We start from the raw sequence: 20,505 nt of genomic DNA on the forward strand, positions 1-20,505 counted from the left end.
ATCCTCCCCAAGGAGAAGCACCATGCAAACCAACCAGCTCCCGGGCCAGGTGCCCACAGCTGCCCGCAACCTGAAGCTGTACCGCGTCACCGAAGAGTTCGGCAACGACTGGGTCCTGCTCGAGGTCGACCTCGACAAGCTCACCGCCGAGCGGGCCGGACTGATCACCGACTTCTGGTCAGAATCCAACGCGTTCATTGAGCTGGAGGACGGCGACGCCGTGCGCGCCGTGGTCCGCCTGTTCGGTATGTGGATGATCAGCACCATGATCAACCAGGGCGGCGCAGGGTTCGGCCCGAACACCATCAGCCCGGACGGCGACCCGAACCCGGGGCAGCTGTGGACGGCCGACATGCACGACCAGGAAGGGTGGGGTGGCAACGACAACGGCGACCCCTACGGGTGGTGCGGCATCCGCTGCATCGGGGCCAGCGTTGCGCCCATCAACTACGACAGCGTGACGCTGGCGGAGGTGGGGGCATGATCAAGCGCACCCTCTACCACTTCCACTTCTGTTGCGGCCTCGGCGGCGGCGCCAAGGGCTTCAACCGCGCCAAGCCCATCGTCGGCAACCTGCAGGCGCATTGGGAATGCCTGGGCGGCATCGACGTCGACCCCGCCGGCCTGCGCGACTTCGAGCGCCTGGCCGGCGTGCCCGGCACCCTGCTGGACCTGTTCACCCGCGACCAGTACGTACGATTCCACGGGAAGGAGCCGCCGGCCGGCTGGCGCGAAGCGACCCCCGAGGATGTCCGGCGCGCCGCGCGCGGCATCCGCCCTGACGCCGTCTTCATCTCCAGTCCCTGCAAGGGCGCCTCTGGCTTGTTATCCGAGAAGATGAGCGCGACGCCGAAGTACCAGGCCCTCAACGAGCTGACCCTGCGCTGCATCTGGCTGATGGGCGAGGCCTGGGCGGATGATCCGGTGCCGCTGATCGTGTTCGAGAACGTCCCGCGCCTGGCCACCCGTGGCCGGCACCTGCTGGACCAGATCAACAGCCTGCTGGGCGGGTTCGGCTACGCGGTCGCCGAGACCACCCACGACTGCGGCGAGCTGGGCGGCCTGGCGCAGAGCCGGAAACGCTTCCTGCTGGTGGCGCGCCACGTCGAGAAAGTCCCGCCCTTCCTGTACGAGCCGGAGAAGAAGAGCCTGCGCGCCGTGGGCGACATCCTCGGGCGCATGCCGCTGGCAGGCGATATCGCTGCCGCCGGCCCGATGCACCGCGTTCCGTCCCTGCAGTGGAAGACCTGGGTGCGTCTCGCCCTGGTCGAAGCCGGCGGCGACTGGCGCAGCCTGAACAAGCTGGCGATCGAGGACGGCTACCTGCGCGACCTGGTGATCGTACCGGCCTACCGTAGCGGCTACATGGGAGTTCACGGCTGGGATGACAGCATGGGCACCATTGCCGGTCGCAGCAGCCCAACCAACGGAGCCTTTTCGGTCGCAGATCCTCGAGCACAGCCTTCGTCCAACTGGAACCACGGCCAGAACTATGGCGTGGTCGGCTGGGACGGTTCCACCGGCACCATCAGCGGTCAGCAGTGGCCGAATCAGGGCAAGTTCGCAGTTGCCGACCCGCGTGGCCAGAGCTTCGGCAAATACCCGGTCACCGACTGGGACGACCACGCCGGCACTGTCATCGCGGCCAGCACCACCGGCCAGGGCGCCTTCGCCGTGGCAGATCCGCGCCCGAGCGGCGTGCGCCATAACAACGTGTTTCGTGTCGTCGGCATGGACCAGCACGCCGGCACTGTAACCGGCGGCCAGTCGCCCACGGCAGGCGGGCAGGCCGTCGCCGATCCCCGCTACCTCAATTGGCACGCCGGCGCATCGAGCCGGAAGCTGAATGTGGTTCCGTGGTCCAGCACCGCCGGCACCGTAACCGGCTCCCAGCAGGTGGCCAGCGGCGCGCTGTCGATCGCCGATCCCCGGGCGCTGCACCGCAGCAAGGGCGACAACTACCTCACCGGCGGCCACTACGGCGTGGTGGGCTTCGACCAGCCGGCCGGCGCCGTATCCGCCAGCGCGCGCTGCGACAACGGCCGCTGGAGCGTCGCCGACCCGCGCATGCCGGCGGCTGATGAACGCCTCACCTGCATCATCCAGTCGCTCGACGGCACCTGGCACCGCCCCTTCACCACCCTGGAGCTGGCCGCCCTGCAGAGCCTGGTCGACCCCGAAGAGCAGCTGGAACTGGACGGACTCAGCGACAGCGACTGGCGCGAGCGCATCGGCAACGCCGTTCCGCCGGCAGCGGCCGAGGCGATCGCCCACGTAATGGGCACCACCCTGCTGCTGGCCGAACTGGGCGAGACCTTCATCCTGAGCAGCATGCCGGTGTGGGTGCGGCCGGTGGCCGTGGGGCTGAGCGTCGCGCAGCAGGAAGTTGCGCATGGTTGACCAGGACGAGCGCCAACACATGTTGGAATGCGAGGCCCGGCACTGGCTCCGGCGTGGGTACATCACGCCGGAGAAGGTGGCCGAGCTGAAGGCTGAACTCGAGAAAAAGCGCGGGGCGGCAGCTGTCGAAAAGCTGGTTGCTGAGATGCGCACGCAATGGGGCATTCGCCGCGAATGGCTGAGGGGGGATCATGGCTAAGAGCTGGCGAGAGGCCTGGCCCGACTGTTCTCGCCGATGGCCGCAGGCGGCGGGCGGTACACTTGAGGCCTGGCTATGAGCGAGGCATCCCGTGTGCTGACCTTCGAAGATCTCAAGCGGATCACCGGCTATGCCCGCCGGGCGGACGTGGAGCGGACCCTGCACGAGCAGGGCATCCGCATTTTCCGGGGGCGCAACGGCCCCTGGACCACGGTAGAGCTGATAAACCAAGCCGGCGGGCTGAAGGCCGGCAACCAGGAGCAGTACGGCGTCGAGATTCTATGAGGCGATCCAGGAAGCGTCAGCACAATCCGCATATCCCCAAACACATCGATCAGGCCGCTATCCCAGCGGCCGTTTTCTATGACCACCGAGGTAAAGGCACCTGGTACACATCGTTCCGGGACGAGGCCGGCCGCCAGCGCCGGCAGAACATCGCGACCAGTCTGGCGACCCTCTCCGAACTGCACCGAATCATGGAAGAGCGCACCGGTACCGACCGCGACAGCCTCAACTATCTGTGTAAGCAGTACCACGACAGTTCCAAGTTCAAGCGGCTGACCCCAGGCACCCAGGCCGACTATCTCTACTGCCGCGACATCCTGGTCAACATCCCCACCAAGCTGCAGAAACCACTAGGCGAGTTGGCCGTCCGCAAGTTCACCCCGGCGCTGATCCAGCGGATCATCGACAGCATCGCCGATGAGGGCACGCCATCTAAGGCTGCCCACGCCTTGCGCTACATCCGCCTCGTGATGCAGTGGGGCAGGAATCGCGGCTACCTGGACGTGAACCCTGCCTTGGGGATTGAGTCGCCGACCGAACGAAAACAACGCCGGCTTCCGGCACCGGCCGTTATGCAACGCCTGATCGATCGGGCCCGGGAGCTGGGGAAGTTGAAGCGTGGCCAGAAAGGCGCCGTACCACCACACCTCAGCCTGGTGATGGAGCTCGCATACCTGTGCCGCCTACGCGGTATCGAGGTAGTGACTCTGACCGACGCCAACGAACTGCCCGAAGGCGTGCTCACAAACCGGCGCAAGGGCAGCCGAGACAATATCGTTCAGTGGACGCCCCGCCTCCGTTCAGCATGGGAAGCGGCGAAAAAGCGGAGAGCGGACATATGGCAGGCCAGAGGCACCGCCGAGCCGAGGCTGCCCGAGCAACGTTTCATCATCACTGCAGAGCACGGCGGGAAACTCAGTAAGTCTGGCCTGGACTCTGCGTGGCAACGCTTCATCACCACTGCAATCGAAGCTGGAATCATCACTTCCGAGCAACGATTCGGCCTGCACGACCTGAAGCGCCGGGGCATCACCGACACCCCCGGCAACCGAGCTGACAAGCAGCAAGCCAGTGGCCACAGGGACGAATCGATGCTCGACATCTACGACCTCAGCGTCCCGACCGTACCGGCTTCAGCGCTCTAAAACAGCCATTCCCCTACGTAACAAGGCCGCCGGACTCCGCATGGAATCCGGCTTTTGGCGTACCCGTTACGTAACAAGGAATCAGCTAAATAGCTGAATATTAAGGAGAAAGCATCTTTCTTGTAATCAGTAGGTCCCGGGTTCGATTCCTGGTGCCGGCACCAAACATGAAAAAGCCCCGCGGTGATGCGGGGTTTTTTTTTGCCCCTAGGCGTCTGGAATGAGTGAAGCGAATAGCTCGGTCCAGCTCATGGTTGACCCTCGCTACCGCGGGTCAGACCGGCCCCCAAGCTTCCCCGCTGAGATGAATTGCATCAAAAACTTACAGGGAAATCAGCAAGGTACCAGCTAGCCACATGCCAAAGACCCATTTAGAATTCGGCAACCTAACCGCTCCTATCTGACTCTCTCCAAGAGACCCCAACGGTGCGCAGCCATGGCTAGCGAGTCACGTGTGAATATGACTGCTAGGAATGGCGCCTTCAAGGACGATATATGCTCTATCCAGTGATCATATGTGGCGGCGCCGGCAGCCGTCTTTGGCCTGCCTCGCGCGAAGATCATCCCAAACCATTTCTGCAATTACCTGACGGTCAGTGCTTGTTAGAGAAAACTCTATTAAGAGCCTCGAAATTAAATGGCACTAAAGAGATTCTGACAGTAACCAATCAATCTCTTTTCTTCATCACTGAAGATATTTATTCAGCAGCCAAGAACCCACAGGAATGTAAGCTCAACTACATCCTCGAGCCAATGGGTCGCAACACCGCCGCGGCTATAACAAGTGCGGCTCTATACCTTGAGCGCAACCATGGCCCACAGGCCACCATGTTAGTACTACCCGCCGATCATCTAATACAGGATGAGGAGAGTTTTGCCGAAGCTACCCGCCGTGCGTCTTTGATCGCGCAGGAAGGCTTGTTGGTAACCTTTGGAGTCGAACCAACTCACCCCGAAACGGGCTTTGGGTATATTGAAGCTGATATCGGAAGAAGCGCGGCTTACGGAATGATAGTCAAGCGCTTCATAGAGAAACCTGACCTCAGTAGTGCGCAAAAATACTGTGCAGCCGGAAACTTCTACTGGAACTCTGGGATGTTCTGCTTCCAGGCCGGAGCATTCATTGGCGAGATGAGAAGCCATGCACCTGACGTTCTTGAGGCAGTTGAAACTGCTCTATCTGCCTCCAAAATTCAAAACAACGAACAGCGGTTAAGGCTAGACCCTGAACTCTGGAGTAAGGTACCCGACATATCTATAGATTATGCGTTGATGGAGCACTCTGAGAAAGTTGCCACCATCCCCTGCTCGATCGGCTGGAGTGATATCGGCTCTTGGTCGGCAATGAGCGCCCTCGTCGAGCCTGACGAAAAAGGCAATCGACTAACAGGCGACATCCTGAATCATGCCGCCACCAACAATTTTGTCCACAGCCCGGACCGGTTAACAGCACTGGTCGGTGTAGAGGATCTTTTGGTGGTGGATACAACGGACGCATTGCTTATTGCCCACAAAGACCGAGCGCAGGACGTCAAACATATCGTAGGGCAATTAAAGCAAAGCGGGCATGAGACCTATATCAGGCACCGAACTGTTCACCGCCCGTGGGGCACTTACACCACTTTAGAAGAAGGTGATCGGTTTAAAATAAAGCGTATAGTAGTCAAGCCCGGAGCCTCACTTTCTCTCCAAATGCATCATCACCGAAGTGAACACTGGATTGTTGTCAGCGGTATTGCAAAAATAGTAAACGACGAAAGCGAAATGCTGCTCGCTGCTAACGAGTCCACCTTCATACGTGCGGGCCATAAACACCGGCTTGAAAACCCCGGAATTATAAATCTCGTATTAATCGAAGTGCAGTGCGGCGACTACCTCGGAGAAGACGACATAGTCCGCTTCGAAGATTTATATGGGCGCACCAATTAATTTAGCTTGGCTTTAAGTGAGTATTACATGGACAAAAAAATTGCTTTAATCACAGGGATCACAGGGCAAGACGGTGCTTATCTGGCCGAATTTCTCTTAACAAAAGGATATAAAGTCCATGGCATACGAAGACGCGCCTCCCTGTTCAATACGGATCGAATCGACCACTTGTACCATGACCCCCACAGCAAAGGCTACGATCTAACCCTTCACTATGGGGACCTTACCGACTCCTCCAGCTTGATTCGTATAGTTCAGGAAGTTAAACCAGACGAAATCTACAATCTGGCCGCACAAAGCCACGTTGCAGTTTCCTTTGAAGAACCTGAATACACAGCAAACTCTGATGCCTTGGGCGCGTTGCGCATTCTAGAAGCCATCCGCATTGCTGGCCTAGAGAAGAAGACCCGCTTCTACCAAGCCTCAACTTCTGAGCTCTATGGCTTGGTCCAAGAGACCCCCCAGAAAGAAACAACACCATTCTATCCACGCTCGCCGTATGCCGTGGCCAAAATGTACGCCTACTGGATAACCGTGAATTATCGCGAAGCGTATGGTATGTATGCCTGCAACGGGATTCTATTCAACCACGAGTCTCCCATTCGGGGAGAGACTTTCGTGACTCGCAAAATTACCCGCGCATTGGCACGTATAAAGCTGGGCCTGCAAGAGTGCCTATACCTCGGCAATATGAATGCGCTACGAGACTGGGGCCATGCTCGTGATTATGTCGAGATGCAGTGGCTTATGCTTCAACAGGAAACACCAGAGGACTTTGTTATCGCTACCGGCGAACAACATTCTGTTAGAGAATTTGTAGAGCTAGCGGCAAAAGAGATTGGCATCGAGATCCGGTGGGAAGGAAAAGACGAAGAAGAAAGGGGCTTTGACGCTGCAAACGGGAAGTGCATCGTAGCCGTAGACCCGCGTTACTATCGACCTGCTGAAGTTGAAACACTGCTGGGCGACCCAACAAAAGCCAAAGCTAAGCTCGGCTGGACACCAGCAACCTCATTCCAAGAACTTGTCGCTGAAATGATGCATGAAGACATGAAAGAGGCACACCGAGATGAACTCGTGAAACAAAACGGCTTCAAATACTTTAATTACCACGAGTAAATGGAGGTAAATAAGATGATTCCAGTCTATCAACCTCACTTTACAGGGCGAGAGAAAGAGTATGTGAACCAATGCCTGGACTCCACATGGATATCCTCAAAAGGAGAGTTCATAGGTCGTTTTGAGCGTGGTTTTGCTGATTATATTGGTGCGAAACATGCGACCACTGTGTCTAACGGCACCGTTGCCATTCACCTTGCGCTTGAAGCCATTGGAATTGGCCCGGGCGATGAGGTGATAGTACCCACTCTCACCTACATCGCATCAGTAAATACAATTCTACAGACCGGCGCCACCCCCGTCTTTGTCGACTCGCTAGAGGACACTTGGCAGATTGATCCAGAGGATATTGAACGGAAGCTATCAGCTAAGACGAAAGCGATAATGGCCGTGCACTTGTATGGCCTCCCTTGTGACATGGATACGATAACAGCCATTTGCAGAAAGCATAAGCTGTATCTTATAGAGGACTGCGCGGAAGCCTTCGGCACTTTATACAAGGGGCAACATGTTGGCACCTTCGGGGATATAGCAACTTTCAGCTTCTTTGGTAACAAAACCATCACCACCGGCGAGGGTGGCATGGTCATCACGAAAGAAGAGCACATCCTCGATAAAGCGTATCATCTTAAAAACCAAGGCGTATCGCAGGCACGCGAGTATTGGCATGACACCGTGGCCTATAATTACCGGATGACAAATATCTGCGCCGCAATCGGGCTAGCTCAACTTGAACAAGCAGATAAAATTTTAGCCAAAAAACGCATCATCGCGACGTGGTATCAAGAGGGACTTTCAGCCTTACCGCTGAAGACTCATCAGGAGCAGCCGGATACTAGACACTCATACTGGATGTTTTCAGTTGCGGTAGATCAACCTGCAGTTCGCCAACTGCTCCGTGAACATCTCAAGCAAGCGGGTATTGAGACGCGCCCCCTATTCTACCCAGCCCACACCCTACCCCACTGCTCAACCGATGAGTCTTTCCCGATAGCGGAGTCGCTCGCCTCCCGCGGCATAAACCTCCCAAGTTATCCGGACCTCACACGCGAGGATGTTTCGCAAGTAATCCAAGCAATGCGCAACTTCCCCGGCTGGAGCTAAATATGCGCTATGTGCTAGTCGCCACATCGAGCTGGCTGCTCCTAGTCGATCTACAAAGCCGACAGGTTCAGCCTTTAGAGCACCATCGACCTGAATACTATGGCATTTCTTGGTTTCAAGACGGTGATGGGCTAGTCCTTTCCCACTCCGGGGTCGACAACTCCACCCTCGTGGATATCGCCTCTTACGCTCAGTCAGAACGCGGCTGGCTATCACATGCGTTAACAGACAGCAGAAAATTCCTTTCATCCCCTCATCAAATTCTTTGCGCCACGGACGGTCGGATTATCTGCGCCAATACCGGCCGCAACGTCGTCACCGTCTTGGACCCAGCTAAACCCACTCATTTCCAAGAGGCCGGCATAAGCTCAGCACGTTGGGATAGACTTACGCTGGAGCAGCCGATAGGAGATCATTTAAACTCCGTATACCTTAAGGACGAGCGGCTCTATGTCATGGCACATGCCCACAGCAGCGGGTCCAAGCTTGCTGTTTTTTCTTATCCCGATCTCGAGTTGATAGAGATTGACTCACTAGGGAAAAGGACCGGCCTTCACAACATCTGGATTACAGATCAAGGCCAACGTATAAGCTGCCATAGTGAGAACGGTAGCCTAATTGACCTTGATGAGAAACAGGCACTCTGGGAATCAGGTTCTGCTGTCTATACCCGTGGCCTCGCCGCCTCAGAACAATATGTAATCGTAGGTGAAAGCCAAAAGACAGGCCGCGATCTGCGTCGAAGCTCAATGTGTGGGATCTGGATATTGGACAGGCACACATGGCAAGCAGATGACTATCTTTGCCTAGGTCCTTATGGGGCAATAAACGAAGTTCGGCTGCTAGATACTCCTGACCATGCACATCATGGATCTCCGTTCAAGGGTCTTCAATCGTTACTTTCAAAAGACGTGCGAATTGATCAATCACAACACCGCATGAATACGGCGTCCATCGCCTTTCGGACAAGACATCTCTGGGACGAGTTTGAAGTGGTATTTGGCTCGCCGGAAGCATGGATTGATGGGGCAAGGAGGTCCTCGATTGATCAACTCTGCCTAGCCATAAGAAAGTCGACAAACGACACGCTATTAACCTTCTCATACTCTATTGAATCAACCCCAATAGCCCATGTCTCAGCGGTCATTGGCTATAAAGGGCTTGGTGCCGATACTCATATGGCCGCCTTGCTAATACAGCCCATAGAAGACTCTGCAGCGTTAACCGTCTGGACTCATGATGGAAACAGCTGGGTATTATTGGAGGGAATCTACATGGGGGGTATCCCACAAGCTGGTACGCTGCATCTCGCAACCTCTCCTCAAGATGCAGTCTTGTCAATTAATGGCGATCAGGTCATTACATTAAAAGCTGAAGCTCTTGGACTTAAACGCTGCGATGAAGGACTGGGAATTCGCTGGACTGGTGCATCGGTGTGCCTCACGGAGGCAGTCGCATGACTAGTTATCTTTCGGGAGTCTGGTACTCACGTCATTTTTGGATTCACCTATCTTTGGCAGATTTACGCTCCAGATGGCGACGTTCATTTTTCGGGTTGCTTTGGTCAATTATTCAACCACTCGGCATGACCGCTCTGCTCGCCGTTGTCTTCAGTAAATTATTCAATACAGACATCATAACCTATGCTCCATATATTCTATCCGGCATCATAATCTGGGAGTGTATAACTGCATGCGTGACTGGTGGCTCGCTGTCCTTTGTTCAAGCCGACGCCTACATTAAGCAATGCAGGCACCCGCTCGCTATTTATACCTTGCGCACTGTGTTAACAAGTTTGATTGTCCTAGCTTTGGCAAGCTTGGCTCTATTAGGATGGTCAGCCATAGTGCTGCCTGAGCATTTTGGTTGGCCCTGGCTAGCAGCATTCAGTATTTTTCCAATGCTTGCACTTATTCTTTGGCCACTCTCAACGCTATTAGCCTATATCGGCACGCGCTTTCGTGATGTGCCTCATGCAACAGGCTTAATCATGCAGGCGCTGTGGTTTATATCACCTGTCTATTTTGAAACAAAGTTGTTCCGTCAAGGCGGACTGGATGGGCTGGTCGACTACAACCCTATCTATCATCTCTTGCAATTGGTGCGCGCGCCTTTGCTGAATGGGGAGTGGCCCACTTTCGAAAACTACGCTTTCCCAGCCCTAGCTGCGGCGATTTTTTTGCTACTGGCCCTGATCGTCGGTTACAAAGCAGAGCGCAAGGTTATTTTTTACCTATGAAACAGCAACCCTTCATTCGGCTTGAGTCAGTTGATCTATTCTATGCATCCTTGGCATTCAAAGAGCGTTCACTAAAAGCGGCACTTGCAGGCCTCTTTCAACGTCAAGATCCCAAGAAAAAAGTCCATGATATTCACGCACTAAAAAATGTGACTGTCGAAATCAAAGGAGGAGAACGTATTGGGCTTCTTGGTCACAACGGTGCCGGCAAGAGTACTTTTCTCAAAACGGTAGCGGGCCTTTACCCCGTCTCAAGTGGTTCGATTGAGGTAAAAGGCCAGGTGCGGTCTCTGTTTGATCTAAGCTTGGGATTTGAACCTGACGCCACTGGCCGGGAAAATATCCTCTACCGTGGCTTGCTGCTGGGGCTAGCTCCCGGATTTGTCCGCGAAAGGGAGGCAGAGATTGTAGAGTTCGCTGGTCTTGGCGAGTTCATCGACTACCCAATCAAAACCTACTCTGCAGGTATGCAAGTCAGACTCGCATTTGCCATCTCCACCGCAGTTGGGGGGACGTCCTTTTACTTGATGAGGTTATCGGAGCGGGTGACGCTAATTTCATGGCCAAAGCGAAGAGCCGCATCGCCAAATTAGTGGAGGATGCAGAAATTCTGGTGCTGGCCTCGCATGACTTTTCAGCATTGAAAAATTTCTGCACACGCGGTCTTGTTTTCCATCAGGGACAAATCATCTTCGATGGCCAGGTAAGCGACGCAATCAACGAATACAAGAAAGTGAACAATCTCAAATGAGCCACGAGAAACCTTTACGGGCGATGTGGTTGCTGAACCACTCAACGCTGCGTCAATTTGAAATTCGACAACTTTCCAGCCTCGGCATTGAGGAGTTATACCTTCCAAAGTCCTTTCCCTATGATGAAGGCAATCTGTCGGCCAGCGTGACTTACGAGCATGATGATCAAATAGATCTATCGCCAGAAGAGATAGAGCTGCTCAACGGGCAAAACTGGTATGAAGAGCCAAGCGAGGAGGCATGGGCGGTTGCTAACCGGCACTTTGACATAGCGTTTATTGGTTTTTTCCCTCAGCAGATGCTTTCTGCTTGCCGCAATTTTAGAGGGGCGATCGTAGTTAGAGCTTTTGGGCTCGGAGGCGAAGAAACCTATTCAAAACTAATTAGACAGATCGGCAAAGAGCCACTGCAGTCCGCCATCCATAGATGCGGGAAAAGATTCTGGTTTGGAATGGGATATGAGCATCTTGCCGACATTGAAGAGCCCTATATTGAAGAGCGCTCCCTTCACATGCCGGTCGGCCTCAACAATGCTACGGTAACAGATCGCTGGGAGGGCAATGAGCGTCTGGTCTTTTTTGTTTGTCCTAGGATCGGCTCCTCTCCATATTTCAACCGTATTTATAGTGATTTCAAATACCTGATGGGCGAACTTCCCTACCGGGTTGGAGGAGCTCAACCAATTCATGTGAATGATAAAGACGTTCTCGGCTATGTTTCTAATGAGCAACATGCATACAACATGACACAAAGTCGAGTGATGTTTTATCACTCCCAAGAGCCTAACCACATCCACTACCACCCCTTCGAAGCTATCCGGAATGGGATGCCGCTGGTCTTCATGGCCGGTGGCATGCTGGACAAAATGGGTGGTATCAATCTACCAGGACGCTGCAAGACTCTTGCTGAAGCAAAGCGAAAGCTTAAGCAAATCCTTTCAGATGACTGGAGTCTTATTGAAAAGATCCGTGCCAGCCAAGCTGTCTTACTTAATCCCATGGAGGCAAGGAACTGCGAGCCTATTTGGCGAGAGAGCTTTTCCACAATCACAGATGAGCTGGCACAGTGGCGAGCAGACAACGCGTCAAGACCGGCAGTAGCACGAACTAAACGTATCGCCGTTATTCTTCCCGTCGCCTATAGGGGCGGAAGCTTGCGGGGAGCGATTGCACTCGCACGTGCCCTGCATTTGGGTAGTCGACAATGTGGTGAAGATGCTGACGTTGTGTTTTTCCACCTTGATAATCCTAAGGAATATCCGGAATCAGAGTTCAATGATCTGCCATCGTCAATTACACGCCGTCCGTTCAACTGGAAGTATCTATCCGGTGCAGAAGCGAAGCGCGCGATGCGCTACGCGGACTACGCTGGGTGGGAGCCATCAAGTCCTCACTATATGGTTCCTGACGATGGCATTCGGCAAGCAATGGACTGCGACCTGTGGCTTGTAGTAAGTGATCGCTTGTCTCACCCTCTGCTTCCCCTGAAACCAACCACTCTGATGGTGTACGACTACCTGCAGCGTTACGAAGACCTCCTATCCCATGGGGCCGATCAGCCCTTCCTTGCTTCGGCTCGGTCCGCTGAAAAGGTATTGGTAACAACTGAGTTCACTCGCCAAGATGCGTTGCAATATGCCGGATTGGACCCAAGAAGGGTGAACAAGGTTCCCATGCTAGCCCCAGAGTTCCCCATTGAGCGCTTTAGCAGCAATATCGCGAGCGGTGGATATTTCATCTGGACAACAAATGCTGCCCCGCACAAAAACCACACTCATGCCGCAGAGGCACTGCAAATCTATTACGAAGAACTCGACGGGAGCCTCGAGTGTCGTGTTACAGGTGTTAATACGAAGAAATTGCTCGCAAGTGAACTTCCTCATCTAAAAGCAATGGCCGAGGTGTTTTCGCGCAGTAAAAAACTTAGAAAGCGTGTGAAGTGGTTGGGAGAGCTTCCTGACACTCAATATAGGCGCACGCTGACCAGGGCAGCTTTTCTTTGGCATGCAGGGCGTATTGATAACGGCACATTCGCCGTAATCGAGGCGGCGTGCTTTGGAATCCCTGCGTTAAGTAGTGACTATCCAGCAATGCGCGAAATTGATGCGCAATTCTCTTTAAGTCTCGCTTGGATGAACTCGAACGACCCTAGACAGATGGCCGAACAACTCAAGGTAATGGAAGAAGAAGCTGAGTCAAGGCGTACTCTATTACCCAACGAGGAGCAGTTAATTGCACAGCGTTTGGACGCTCATGCAAAGGCCTACTGGCAGGAGATCAGAGCATGCCTGTGAAAAATTACGGAATTTATCTCGCTTATCCTCCTACCGTTGATTTACGAACAGCGGGACTTGGACGGCATCTTGCCATGCTGCTAAAAGGAGCTGCCTCGCTGGAGGATGTTCGCTTTACAATAATATGCCCAAGTTGGTCACGAGAAATGCTTCGCATTTTATTCGATGCGGAGCAGGTACCCGAGAAACAGTATGAAATAATTTCCCCTAAGGGTCAGCCCTACATACTGTACTGTTTTGAGCTTTGGCGGGCATTCTGTGCTAGAGCACGCCAAAAACTAAGCAAGCGCCAGCGGATTACATTGAAGATACAAGCGACAATTGAGTCTCTGTGGCTGCGACTGACCACCCGTATGGTTTCCATTTATGGCCCTCTGTCTTTGGGGGTATTTTTAGGCGAAATACTAATTATAGTTCCGCCCTTACTGTTACTCGGACTGATCGTCTCTCCGTTCATTATTTTTGCTATCGGGGTGCGTGCATTCAAGATGGGGGCGGGACGAATCTTGTCCCCCTTTACAAAACGCTGGTCAACATTAGTCGCCAGGCTAACGAGGATACTGGCGACACCGCAAAAAGATGGCTGGGTATTGCGCCTCTACGACGAGATGCAGAAAGCAGAGACCCAACGCATGCAGCAGGCAATCGATTCTCTAACGAATGTCAAAGCATGGTATAGCCCCACTGCTTTCTGGCCATCCTTCAATAACATTAGGGCACCACGCTTAATGTGTGTCCCTGATGTCGTATTGAGAGAGTTCCCCAGCGGATTTGCCTCTCTGGGCGGCGATCATTTTCTCAACACATTTGACGCCATAAAGCGCTCCATACAAGGATCAGAGAATTTTGTCACTTACAGTGACTCGGTCAAATGGCAAACACTCGTTGACGAATATGCGGTCAAGGCATCTAACATAACTGTTATTAAACATGCTCCGAGCGACTTGAGCCTTCGGGTGCGGATCAATGGTTTCTCAGACACCGAAACAACAACACGCTACTACTGCCAGACTCTATTACGGGTGGCACTACAGCGAAGCACAAACCCTCACTACACGGCAACATTTCTGAATGGAAACGTGCGCTTCTTGTTTTATGCTAGCCAACTGCGGCCAAACAAGAATGTAATGCTACTTCTTCGCGCCTATAAATACCTCCTGCGCGAGCGCTATCTAGGGCACAAGCTGATTCTGACGGGTAATCCTAGTGACTTTCCTGAAATCGGGCGCTTTGTGGTAGACCATCGTCTAGAAAGCGATGTCATATTTCTACCTGGCCTTAGCGTCGCCGAACTAGCTGCCTGCTACAAATTAGCTGATCTCGCTGTGAACCCGAGCCTGAGTGAGGGCGGATGCCCATTCACATTCAGTGAAGCGCTGTCCGTGGGGACGCCTGTCGTCATGGCCCGCATCCCTGTTACGGAAGAGGTTCTTTCCGAGCCCGAACTACAAAGAGTCACCCTTTTCGATCCTTACGACTGGCGCTCCTGTGCAGAACGAATCGAGTGGGCAATACTTAACAGAGATGCACTGTTACCTGTTCAGTTGGCGGTCCACGGAAGGCTTTCAGAACGCACTTGGGTAGATGTAACTAAGGAATATGTAGCTGCACTAGACCGCATTTCGGCGGAATCAGAGAGCCGTACGGAATGAGAAGAAAAAAACTGGTGATACTAGGCTTCGGCGGCCATGCTCGGAGCGTCGCCGATGTAGCCCTTTGTGCAGGCTATGATGAGCTTCTTTTTGTAGACAGTAATGTACGCCCAGAAGAGAATTTTTTGGGCCACCCCACTCAAGTCTCGACAGAAAACATCGACTGGTCTCAGTGGGACGTTATACCCGCAGCTGGCGACAACCTCCGCCGAAGCCAACAGTTCCGAGACATGGAGGAACTGGGGGTCATCCCCGTGTCGTTGGTTTCCCCGCATGCCACCCTGGGAGCAGGCAGCTCGCTTTCAGTTGGATGTCTTGTTGGCCATCACGCGCACATAGGACCCATGACCATTATTGGCTGCGGCTGCATTATAAATACGGCAGCAGTTATTGAGCATGAATCTATTGTTGGGAATTTCTCGCATATCTCCGTCCATGCCACGATTGCTGGTCGAAGCAGGCTGGGTGAGTTCTCAATGCTCGGTGCCGGGGCAACGATAATAGATGGAATTTCAGTCACGGCGGGAGTAACTGTCGGCGCCGGTGGTGTTGTCAACAGGCCTATATCCTCCCCAGGCACATACGTCGGGGTACCTGTTCGAAAAATCGAAGAAGCAAGCAAATGAGAGTTCTTTCTTTTTACAAGACCGCACTACCGGATAGTGTTGGTGGTGTTGAACAAGTCATCTCCCAGCTCTCTCGCGGCGCAAACAAACTAGGTGTCGAAGTCGATATCCTTACGACCTCGACACACGCTGTCCCACCTCAGAAAATAGACGGATATATGCTTCACCGTGCAAAACTGGATATCCACATAGCCTCTACTAGCTTCTCTATGGCTGCAGTATCCATGTTTGCCTCGCTATCAAAAAAGGCGGATCTGATTCACTATCACTTCCCATGGCCGTTCATGGACATGGTGCACTTTCTGACCCGAGTCAAAAAGCCAACGCTATTGACCTACCACTCAGATATAATCCGGCAAAAAAACTTACTTCGAGTATATCGCCCACTAAAATCAGCTTTTCTGAACAATGTAAATCACATAGTAGCGACTTCACCCAATTATTTCGCCACCAGTGATGTATTGACAAAATTTAAAGAGAAAGTTTCAGTCATTCCTATTGGTCTGGATAAAAATAGCTATCTAACCCCGAGCAGTGAGCGGCTAGAATACTGGCGCACTTTAGTAGGCGATAGATTTTTTCTATTTGTGGGTGTTCTTCGCTACTACAAAGGGCTGCATATTTTGATGGAGGCGGCCCAGGGAACTGACTATCCGATTGTGATTATTGGCGCTGGACCTATCGAATTAGAGCTTAAGGCTCAAGCCTCTCGCTTAGGTTTGAATAATGTCCACTTCCTGGGCCGACTCCCAGAAGAAGATAAAGTCGCGCTACTAGCGCTTTGCTATAGTGTGGTTTTCCCTTCCCACTTACGCTCGGAAGCTTTTGGTGTGTCATTGCTCGAAGGCGCCATGTACGGTAAGCCGATGATTTCCAGCGAGATAGGTACAGGCACTACATTTATCAACATTGCAGATGAAACTGGTTTGGTAGTACCCCCGGGTGACCCACTAGCACTTCGCAACGCAATGTATCGCTTATGGAATAATCCGCAGCTTGCAGCAGAAATGGGAAAAAAAGCTGAAGCCAGGTACTGGCAGAACTTCACTGCAGATCAGATGGTTCAGTCATACGTCGATTTATACAAAAGCCTAGTCAAGTAACTCTATTCATCCCGCGCAGCCCTGCTTATACAGCGATCGATATAGAGCGGCCTATCGTCCACTTTTATCAGAGCCAAATTCCTGGCGACATAGGCAACTATCGGCCTCAGTCAGTTTAACTGGGAAATTCAATTCTCCCTTTTTTTCAGCACAGTGATAACTCCAGCTCCGCCATATTAAGTACTCCCACTGCGCAAAAGTCGCTCACCTGCCACAGCGCGCTATACCCTCTGACCCAATCAAGCGCAGCAGGCTGTTCTGCCCTCCAGCCGAAGTCAGAGGGATAGCCGACCCCGGGTCAGCGACATGCTCTTGGCGCGAACTCCTCGTTCTTCTTCCTCGCGAACACTGGCCAGATAGGCCTTGCTCACTGGCAGCAGTGGGCCATCCTGGCGACCCCGTCCACTCTCCAGTCAGTTACCGCGATCACAGTGCATCCGAAACGAGCTGATGGAATTGGACACGTACAGAATCGTCGCGCCCTGGCAGGTGAGCGCTTTCATCCTCTGGATGCACTTGCCGAGGAAATAGGCGCCCCCGCCCCAAGAGTCTCGCCGGTGATCAACACTTCGGGCGTGATGGTAGTCGCCACGGCGAAAGCTAGACGCACATACATTCCCGCCGAATACTCCTTCACCGGACGCTGGAGGAGGGCATCCAGCTCGGTGAAATGGGCTATTTCCTCTATGCACAAGTCCATCACCGATGGGACTGGTCCCCTGATACGAGAGCGCTGAGCGGATGTTTTCGATGCCAGTGAAATCGGGGTGAAACCCGGTTCCCAGCGTCATCAACGCCTGTACTTGACCGTTCACCTGAATCTGCCCGCTGTCCGCACGCATCTAACCGGAAATCAAGCGCAGTTACGCGAAACTGGTCAGCCAAGCGCATCGAGCGCACGCCAGCCGGGATGCTGGCAGCGCCGGAGAGCCTTGTTAGCACCCGAAAGGGAATCGCCAGATCATACATGGTCAGCAAACAACGGCTTGAGTCGAAGAACAAGCGCCCCGCCAAGAGCGAACAATGTGCAGGCGAGCAGTGTAAACAATCCAAGTTGCTCAAGCAGCACCACGTCTTTCATCAGGCACGCGCGATAAAGCTCCATCAGCCAAGCCAAGGGACTGAAAAGCAGGACGCCTTGCGGCCCTTCCTGAACCATTTCGGAGGTGTAGCCAATTGGCGGGACCGTCATCAGAAACAACACCAGAACCGGAATCGCCTGCTGAAAATCACGAAAGAGCACTGTCAGGCTCGCGGTGATCCAGACCAGCCACGACACCATCATGATCTGAAGCAGATAGATCAGTGGCACCAGCAAATGCGTCCAGTGAAGTCCGTGGTAATGGAAAACCGCTCCCCACAGTAAAAGCCCCCCATACCCATGGTCGTGTGGCCAATGAGCACTTCACGAGCCGCGACCAATTCAATGGGAAACAACGTGTTCATCGACAGATCACGGTTGCCGACAATGCTCACAGTGCCCGCTCCAAAGGCCTCCGCAAACGCCAGGAACGACACCAGGTCAGAGAACACGACCAGAATGTAATCAGAAGTCCCCAGTCCGGGAACTCAAACCTGCATTATCTGCACGAAAACCAGGCTGTACATGCCCAGGAACAACAGCGGATAGAGCAGAAGCCATAGCGCGCCCAAGACATTGCCACTGGTTCGTTTCTTCAGCCCCTGCACAACGGTTGAATAAAGAATGTGGCGATACTTCAACAGGCCCACTAGAGCATATATTTCAATACTCTCTCATGAGTTCTTCGAGAATCAGGCGACTGGCGGAGCCATTCCCATAGGGCGCAACCTGGGTCGTTCTCACGGGGCTGGCTAGGCTCGAATAGGCTGCGGATATCTGGGCGTTGCTGGCCCCTACCAATTGGTTCCATCCCAACTCGACCGTTTCCACCCATTCGGTTTCATCACGCAACGTGATACAAGGCACCTGATAGAAGAAGGCCTCTTTCTGCACTCCGCCCGAATCCGTCAGGATCACCTTGGCGGCCTGTTCAAGAGCGACCATGTCGAGGAAAGGAAGAGGCTCGACCACTTTCAGGTCAGCCAGGTAATGCTCAAGACCGAACTGCTGAAGAAGCTTTTTAGTGCGCGGATGCAGCGGAAGCACGACGGGAACTTCGCGAGCGATTTCGGCCAGGGCGGAGATGATGCCCTCGAGCCGTACAGCATCATCGGTATTTTCAGCACGATGGCAGGTAGCAAGCGCAAACTCCTTCTCCACCAGCCCGAGCGTTTCCAGGATGCGGCTGCTGGCCCGCGCTCGCTCGCGATAGTAGAGCGCAACGTCGTACATCACGTCGCCGACGTTATGCACCCCTTGGATGAGGCCTTCGAGCGCAAGGTTGTCGACGGCGGTCTGCGTCGGGCACAGAAGAAGAGCCGAAACCCGATCGGAAAGAATGCGGTTGACCTCTTCTGGCATGCGCATGTTGAACGAGCGCAGGCCGGCCTCGACGTGAGCCACTGGAATGTGCAGCTTGGCGGCGGCCAGTGCACCGGCCAGGGTCGAGTTGGTATCGCCGTAAATCAGCACCCAGTTCGGCTTCTCGTCAATGAGGATCTTTTCGATCCCCTCCAGCATCCGCCCCGTCATGACGCCGTGGGTTCCCCCGGAAACTTCTAGGTTGTACTTGGGCACAGGGATTTCCAGTTCGTCGAAGAAAACCTGGGACATGTTGGGGTCGTAGTGCTGGCCAGTGTGGACCATCACCTCTTCGAGCGTGCCTGGGTGCTTGAGGATTTCTCGCGATATTGCAGCCGCCTTGATGAATTGCGGACGGGCTCCGACGATGGTGACAATTTTGCGGGTCATACGGAAAAGCTCGCGCTTAGGGCCTTGATGATGGTTTGTTGGGAGGCTTCATCCAGATACGGATGCATCGGCAGACTCATGGCCTCATTGGCCACCCGGTCGCCAATCGGCAGACACGCCGCCTCATCAGCTACCGTCGGCTGGCGATTCAACGAGATCGAATAATGCACCACCGTCGGGATCCCCGCCTCCTTCAATTGCTGCTGCACGTGATCACGCGCACCGTGTATTGCGCTCAGGCACTGCTGTTATGCGCCTCCACGTACCGGGCCTCCAGGCCGATCTCGCCCAGCAGGATCGCATACCGGCCAGCCAACTGCTGACGCAGTTCCAGCTCTTCGCCGAAGAGCTCCAGCTTGGGCAGCAGGATCGCGGCCTGCTGGATGTCCAGTCGGCTGTTCACGCCCGCACGCAGGAGCGGCGGCCCATGTAGGTCGCCCCGAAGCTTTGGGCGCCATCTTCGATGACGGTGATGCCGTGCCTGGCGGCGATGAAATTGATGGGATCGAAGTCGACGGCACTGGCCGTAAAGCGAAACCGAGATGATAGCCTTGGTGCGACCGCTGATCGCGGCTTCTAGCTGGCCAGGATCGAGGTTGTAGGTGCGCGGATCAACAGCCACATACACCGGCTTCGCACCGAACAGAGCGACGGTTTCCGCTGAAAGCATCCATACACCCATTGCGGGCATTGCTACTGGGCGGCAAGTCTAAAACATTCAAGGAAGTGGTGAAAGCCACACTGCAGGCTCAAGTCAGGGCAATACATTGGCCTTCAGTCCAATTAAGTTGCGTTCCAAGAGCGCTGTAGACACTCTATGTCTCCA

At 54.1% G+C, this 20,505-nt stretch carries 19 protein-coding genes and 2 pseudogenes; 16 read left to right on the top strand and 5 right to left on the bottom strand.

The window, feature by feature from the left end; all coding sequences use genetic code 11:
- Positions 1 to 22 precede the first annotated feature (22 nt).
- The 16 genes from PHLH3_RS28610 (at position 23) to PHLH3_RS28680 (ending at position 16,846) form a co-directional block, all read left to right on the top strand.
- Positions 23 to 484: a DUF2528 family protein gene (locus PHLH3_RS28610; protein WP_213626956.1), complete on the top strand. Its 462-nt coding sequence runs from the start codon at positions 23 to 25 to the stop codon at positions 482 to 484.
- Complete coding sequence (locus PHLH3_RS28615; protein WP_213626958.1) at positions 481 to 2,400, top strand: DNA cytosine methyltransferase; 1,920 nt, start codon at positions 481 to 483, stop codon at positions 2,398 to 2,400. The genes PHLH3_RS28610 and PHLH3_RS28615 overlap by 4 nt, the downstream gene beginning before the upstream one ends.
- Positions 2,393 to 2,599, top strand: a complete 207-nt coding sequence (locus PHLH3_RS28620) for a hypothetical protein (RefSeq protein WP_213626960.1) — start codon at positions 2,393 to 2,395, stop codon at positions 2,597 to 2,599. Before PHLH3_RS28615 ends, PHLH3_RS28620 begins: the two co-directional genes overlap by 8 nt.
- A 75-nt stretch (positions 2,600 to 2,674) precedes the next feature.
- Positions 2,675 to 2,884 carry a hypothetical protein gene (locus PHLH3_RS28625; RefSeq protein WP_213626962.1) on the top strand — a complete coding sequence of 70 codons (210 nt, stop codon included), beginning with the start codon at positions 2,675 to 2,677 and terminating at the stop codon, positions 2,882 to 2,884.
- Positions 2,881 to 4,029 (top strand): integrase, encoded by a 1,149-nt coding sequence (locus PHLH3_RS28630; protein WP_213626964.1) that lies wholly within the window; start codon positions 2,881 to 2,883, stop codon positions 4,027 to 4,029. Before PHLH3_RS28625 ends, PHLH3_RS28630 begins: the two co-directional genes overlap by 4 nt.
- A gap of 495 nt (positions 4,030 to 4,524) precedes the next feature.
- Positions 4,525 to 5,958, top strand: coding sequence for a mannose-1-phosphate guanylyltransferase/mannose-6-phosphate isomerase (locus PHLH3_RS28635; protein WP_213626966.1), 1,434 nt, complete (start codon positions 4,525 to 4,527; stop codon positions 5,956 to 5,958).
- 27 nt (positions 5,959 to 5,985) lie between these two features.
- On the top strand, positions 5,986 to 7,077 hold the full coding sequence (gmd, locus tag PHLH3_RS28640; RefSeq protein ID WP_213626969.1) for a GDP-mannose 4,6-dehydratase: 1,092 nt from the start codon (positions 5,986 to 5,988) through the stop codon (positions 7,075 to 7,077).
- A 15-nt stretch (positions 7,078 to 7,092) separates the two neighbouring features.
- The gene (locus PHLH3_RS28645) at positions 7,093 to 8,181 is read left to right on the top strand and encodes a DegT/DnrJ/EryC1/StrS family aminotransferase (RefSeq protein ID WP_213626971.1); all 1,089 of its coding nucleotides are present in this window, start codon (positions 7,093 to 7,095) and stop codon (positions 8,179 to 8,181) included.
- 2 nt (positions 8,182 to 8,183) lie between these two features.
- Complete coding sequence (locus PHLH3_RS28650; RefSeq protein WP_213626973.1) at positions 8,184 to 9,641, top strand: hypothetical protein; 1,458 nt, start codon at positions 8,184 to 8,186, stop codon at positions 9,639 to 9,641.
- Positions 9,638 to 10,420, top strand: a complete 783-nt coding sequence (locus PHLH3_RS28655; RefSeq protein ID WP_213626975.1) for an ABC transporter permease — start codon at positions 9,638 to 9,640, stop codon at positions 10,418 to 10,420. Before PHLH3_RS28650 ends, PHLH3_RS28655 begins: the two co-directional genes overlap by 4 nt.
- Positions 10,417 to 11,013: an ATP-binding cassette domain-containing protein gene (locus PHLH3_RS28660; RefSeq protein WP_244862950.1), complete on the top strand. Its 597-nt coding sequence runs from the start codon at positions 10,417 to 10,419 to the stop codon at positions 11,011 to 11,013. The genes PHLH3_RS28655 and PHLH3_RS28660 overlap by 4 nt, the downstream gene beginning before the upstream one ends.
- Positions 10,980 to 11,171, top strand: a complete 192-nt coding sequence (locus PHLH3_RS30560; RefSeq protein WP_244862951.1) for a hypothetical protein — start codon at positions 10,980 to 10,982, stop codon at positions 11,169 to 11,171. The genes PHLH3_RS28660 and PHLH3_RS30560 overlap by 34 nt, the downstream gene beginning before the upstream one ends.
- Entirely contained in the window at positions 11,168 to 13,465 is a 2,298-nt protein-coding gene (locus PHLH3_RS28665) for a glycosyltransferase (RefSeq protein WP_213626976.1), read from the top strand. Before PHLH3_RS30560 ends, PHLH3_RS28665 begins: the two co-directional genes overlap by 4 nt.
- Positions 13,456 to 15,117: a glycosyltransferase gene (locus tag PHLH3_RS28670; protein WP_213626977.1), complete on the top strand. Its 1,662-nt coding sequence runs from the start codon at positions 13,456 to 13,458 to the stop codon at positions 15,115 to 15,117. The genes PHLH3_RS28665 and PHLH3_RS28670 overlap by 10 nt, the downstream gene beginning before the upstream one ends.
- Positions 15,114 to 15,743: a NeuD/PglB/VioB family sugar acetyltransferase gene (locus tag PHLH3_RS28675; protein WP_213626978.1), complete on the top strand. Its 630-nt coding sequence runs from the start codon at positions 15,114 to 15,116 to the stop codon at positions 15,741 to 15,743. Before PHLH3_RS28670 ends, PHLH3_RS28675 begins: the two co-directional genes overlap by 4 nt.
- Complete coding sequence (locus PHLH3_RS28680) at positions 15,740 to 16,846, top strand: glycosyltransferase family 4 protein (protein WP_213626979.1); 1,107 nt, start codon at positions 15,740 to 15,742, stop codon at positions 16,844 to 16,846. The genes PHLH3_RS28675 and PHLH3_RS28680 overlap by 4 nt, the downstream gene beginning before the upstream one ends.
- Before the next feature lie 961 nt (positions 16,847 to 17,807).
- Here the strand turns inward: PHLH3_RS28680 and PHLH3_RS28685 are convergent.
- From PHLH3_RS28685 to PHLH3_RS30570, 5 genes and pseudogenes are all read right to left on the bottom strand, one after another.
- On the bottom strand, positions 17,808 to 18,209 hold the full coding sequence (locus PHLH3_RS28685) for an ABC transporter permease (RefSeq protein WP_213630728.1): 402 nt from the start codon (positions 18,207 to 18,209) through the stop codon (positions 17,808 to 17,810).
- 381 nt (positions 18,210 to 18,590) lie between these two features.
- Complete coding sequence (wecB, locus tag PHLH3_RS28690; protein WP_213626980.1) at positions 18,591 to 19,679, bottom strand: UDP-N-acetylglucosamine 2-epimerase (non-hydrolyzing); 1,089 nt, start codon at positions 19,677 to 19,679, stop codon at positions 18,591 to 18,593.
- A complete protein-coding gene (locus tag PHLH3_RS30755) occupies positions 19,676 to 19,888 on the bottom strand; it encodes a DegT/DnrJ/EryC1/StrS family aminotransferase (protein WP_280527445.1) in 213 nt (70 codons plus the stop codon). The genes wecB and PHLH3_RS30755 overlap by 4 nt, the downstream gene beginning before the upstream one ends.
- 26 nt (positions 19,889 to 19,914) lie before the next feature.
- A pseudogene (locus tag PHLH3_RS30760) lies at positions 19,915 to 20,127 on the bottom strand (DegT/DnrJ/EryC1/StrS family aminotransferase); the annotation flags it as partial.
- Positions 20,128 to 20,247: 120 nt separating this feature from the next.
- A pseudogene (locus tag PHLH3_RS30570) lies at positions 20,248 to 20,370 on the bottom strand (DegT/DnrJ/EryC1/StrS family aminotransferase); the annotation flags it as partial.
- Positions 20,371 to 20,505: the final 135 nt, after the last annotated feature.

The sequence above is a fragment of the Pseudomonas sp. Pc102 genome (assembly GCF_018408275.1).
GTDB lineage: Bacteria > Pseudomonadota > Gammaproteobacteria > Pseudomonadales > Pseudomonadaceae > Metapseudomonas > Metapseudomonas tohonis.

What these genes read in the sequence shown, in the direction of transcription:
- PHLH3_RS28610 (WP_213626956.1), top strand. Translation starts at nt 23, where the DNA reads ATGCAAACCAACCAGCTCCCGGGCCAGGTGCCCACAGCTGCCCGCAAC.
- PHLH3_RS28615 (WP_213626958.1), top strand. Translation starts at nt 481, where the DNA reads ATGATCAAGCGCACCCTCTACCACTTCCACTTCTGTTGCGGCCTCGGC.
- PHLH3_RS28620 (WP_213626960.1), top strand. Translation starts at nt 2,393, where the DNA reads ATGGTTGACCAGGACGAGCGCCAACACATGTTGGAATGCGAGGCCCGG.
- PHLH3_RS28625 (WP_213626962.1), top strand. Translation starts at nt 2,675, where the DNA reads ATGAGCGAGGCATCCCGTGTGCTGACCTTCGAAGATCTCAAGCGGATC.
- PHLH3_RS28630 (WP_213626964.1), top strand. Translation starts at nt 2,881, where the DNA reads ATGAGGCGATCCAGGAAGCGTCAGCACAATCCGCATATCCCCAAACAC.
- PHLH3_RS28635 (WP_213626966.1), top strand. Translation starts at nt 4,525, where the DNA reads ATGCTCTATCCAGTGATCATATGTGGCGGCGCCGGCAGCCGTCTTTGG.
- gmd (WP_213626969.1), top strand. Translation starts at nt 5,986, where the DNA reads ATGGACAAAAAAATTGCTTTAATCACAGGGATCACAGGGCAAGACGGT.
- PHLH3_RS28645 (WP_213626971.1), top strand. Translation starts at nt 7,093, where the DNA reads ATGATTCCAGTCTATCAACCTCACTTTACAGGGCGAGAGAAAGAGTAT.
- PHLH3_RS28650 (WP_213626973.1), top strand. Translation starts at nt 8,184, where the DNA reads ATGCGCTATGTGCTAGTCGCCACATCGAGCTGGCTGCTCCTAGTCGAT.
- PHLH3_RS28655 (WP_213626975.1), top strand. Translation starts at nt 9,638, where the DNA reads ATGACTAGTTATCTTTCGGGAGTCTGGTACTCACGTCATTTTTGGATT.
- PHLH3_RS28660 (WP_244862950.1), top strand. Translation starts at nt 10,417, where the DNA reads ATGAAACAGCAACCCTTCATTCGGCTTGAGTCAGTTGATCTATTCTAT.
- PHLH3_RS30560 (WP_244862951.1), top strand. Translation starts at nt 10,980, where the DNA reads ATGGCCAAAGCGAAGAGCCGCATCGCCAAATTAGTGGAGGATGCAGAA.
- PHLH3_RS28665 (WP_213626976.1), top strand. Translation starts at nt 11,168, where the DNA reads ATGAGCCACGAGAAACCTTTACGGGCGATGTGGTTGCTGAACCACTCA.
- PHLH3_RS28670 (WP_213626977.1), top strand. Translation starts at nt 13,456, where the DNA reads ATGCCTGTGAAAAATTACGGAATTTATCTCGCTTATCCTCCTACCGTT.
- PHLH3_RS28675 (WP_213626978.1), top strand. Translation starts at nt 15,114, where the DNA reads ATGAGAAGAAAAAAACTGGTGATACTAGGCTTCGGCGGCCATGCTCGG.
- PHLH3_RS28680 (WP_213626979.1), top strand. Translation starts at nt 15,740, where the DNA reads ATGAGAGTTCTTTCTTTTTACAAGACCGCACTACCGGATAGTGTTGGT.
- wecB (WP_213626980.1), bottom strand. Translation starts at nt 19,679, where the DNA reads ATGACCCGCAAAATTGTCACCATCGTCGGAGCCCGTCCGCAATTCATC.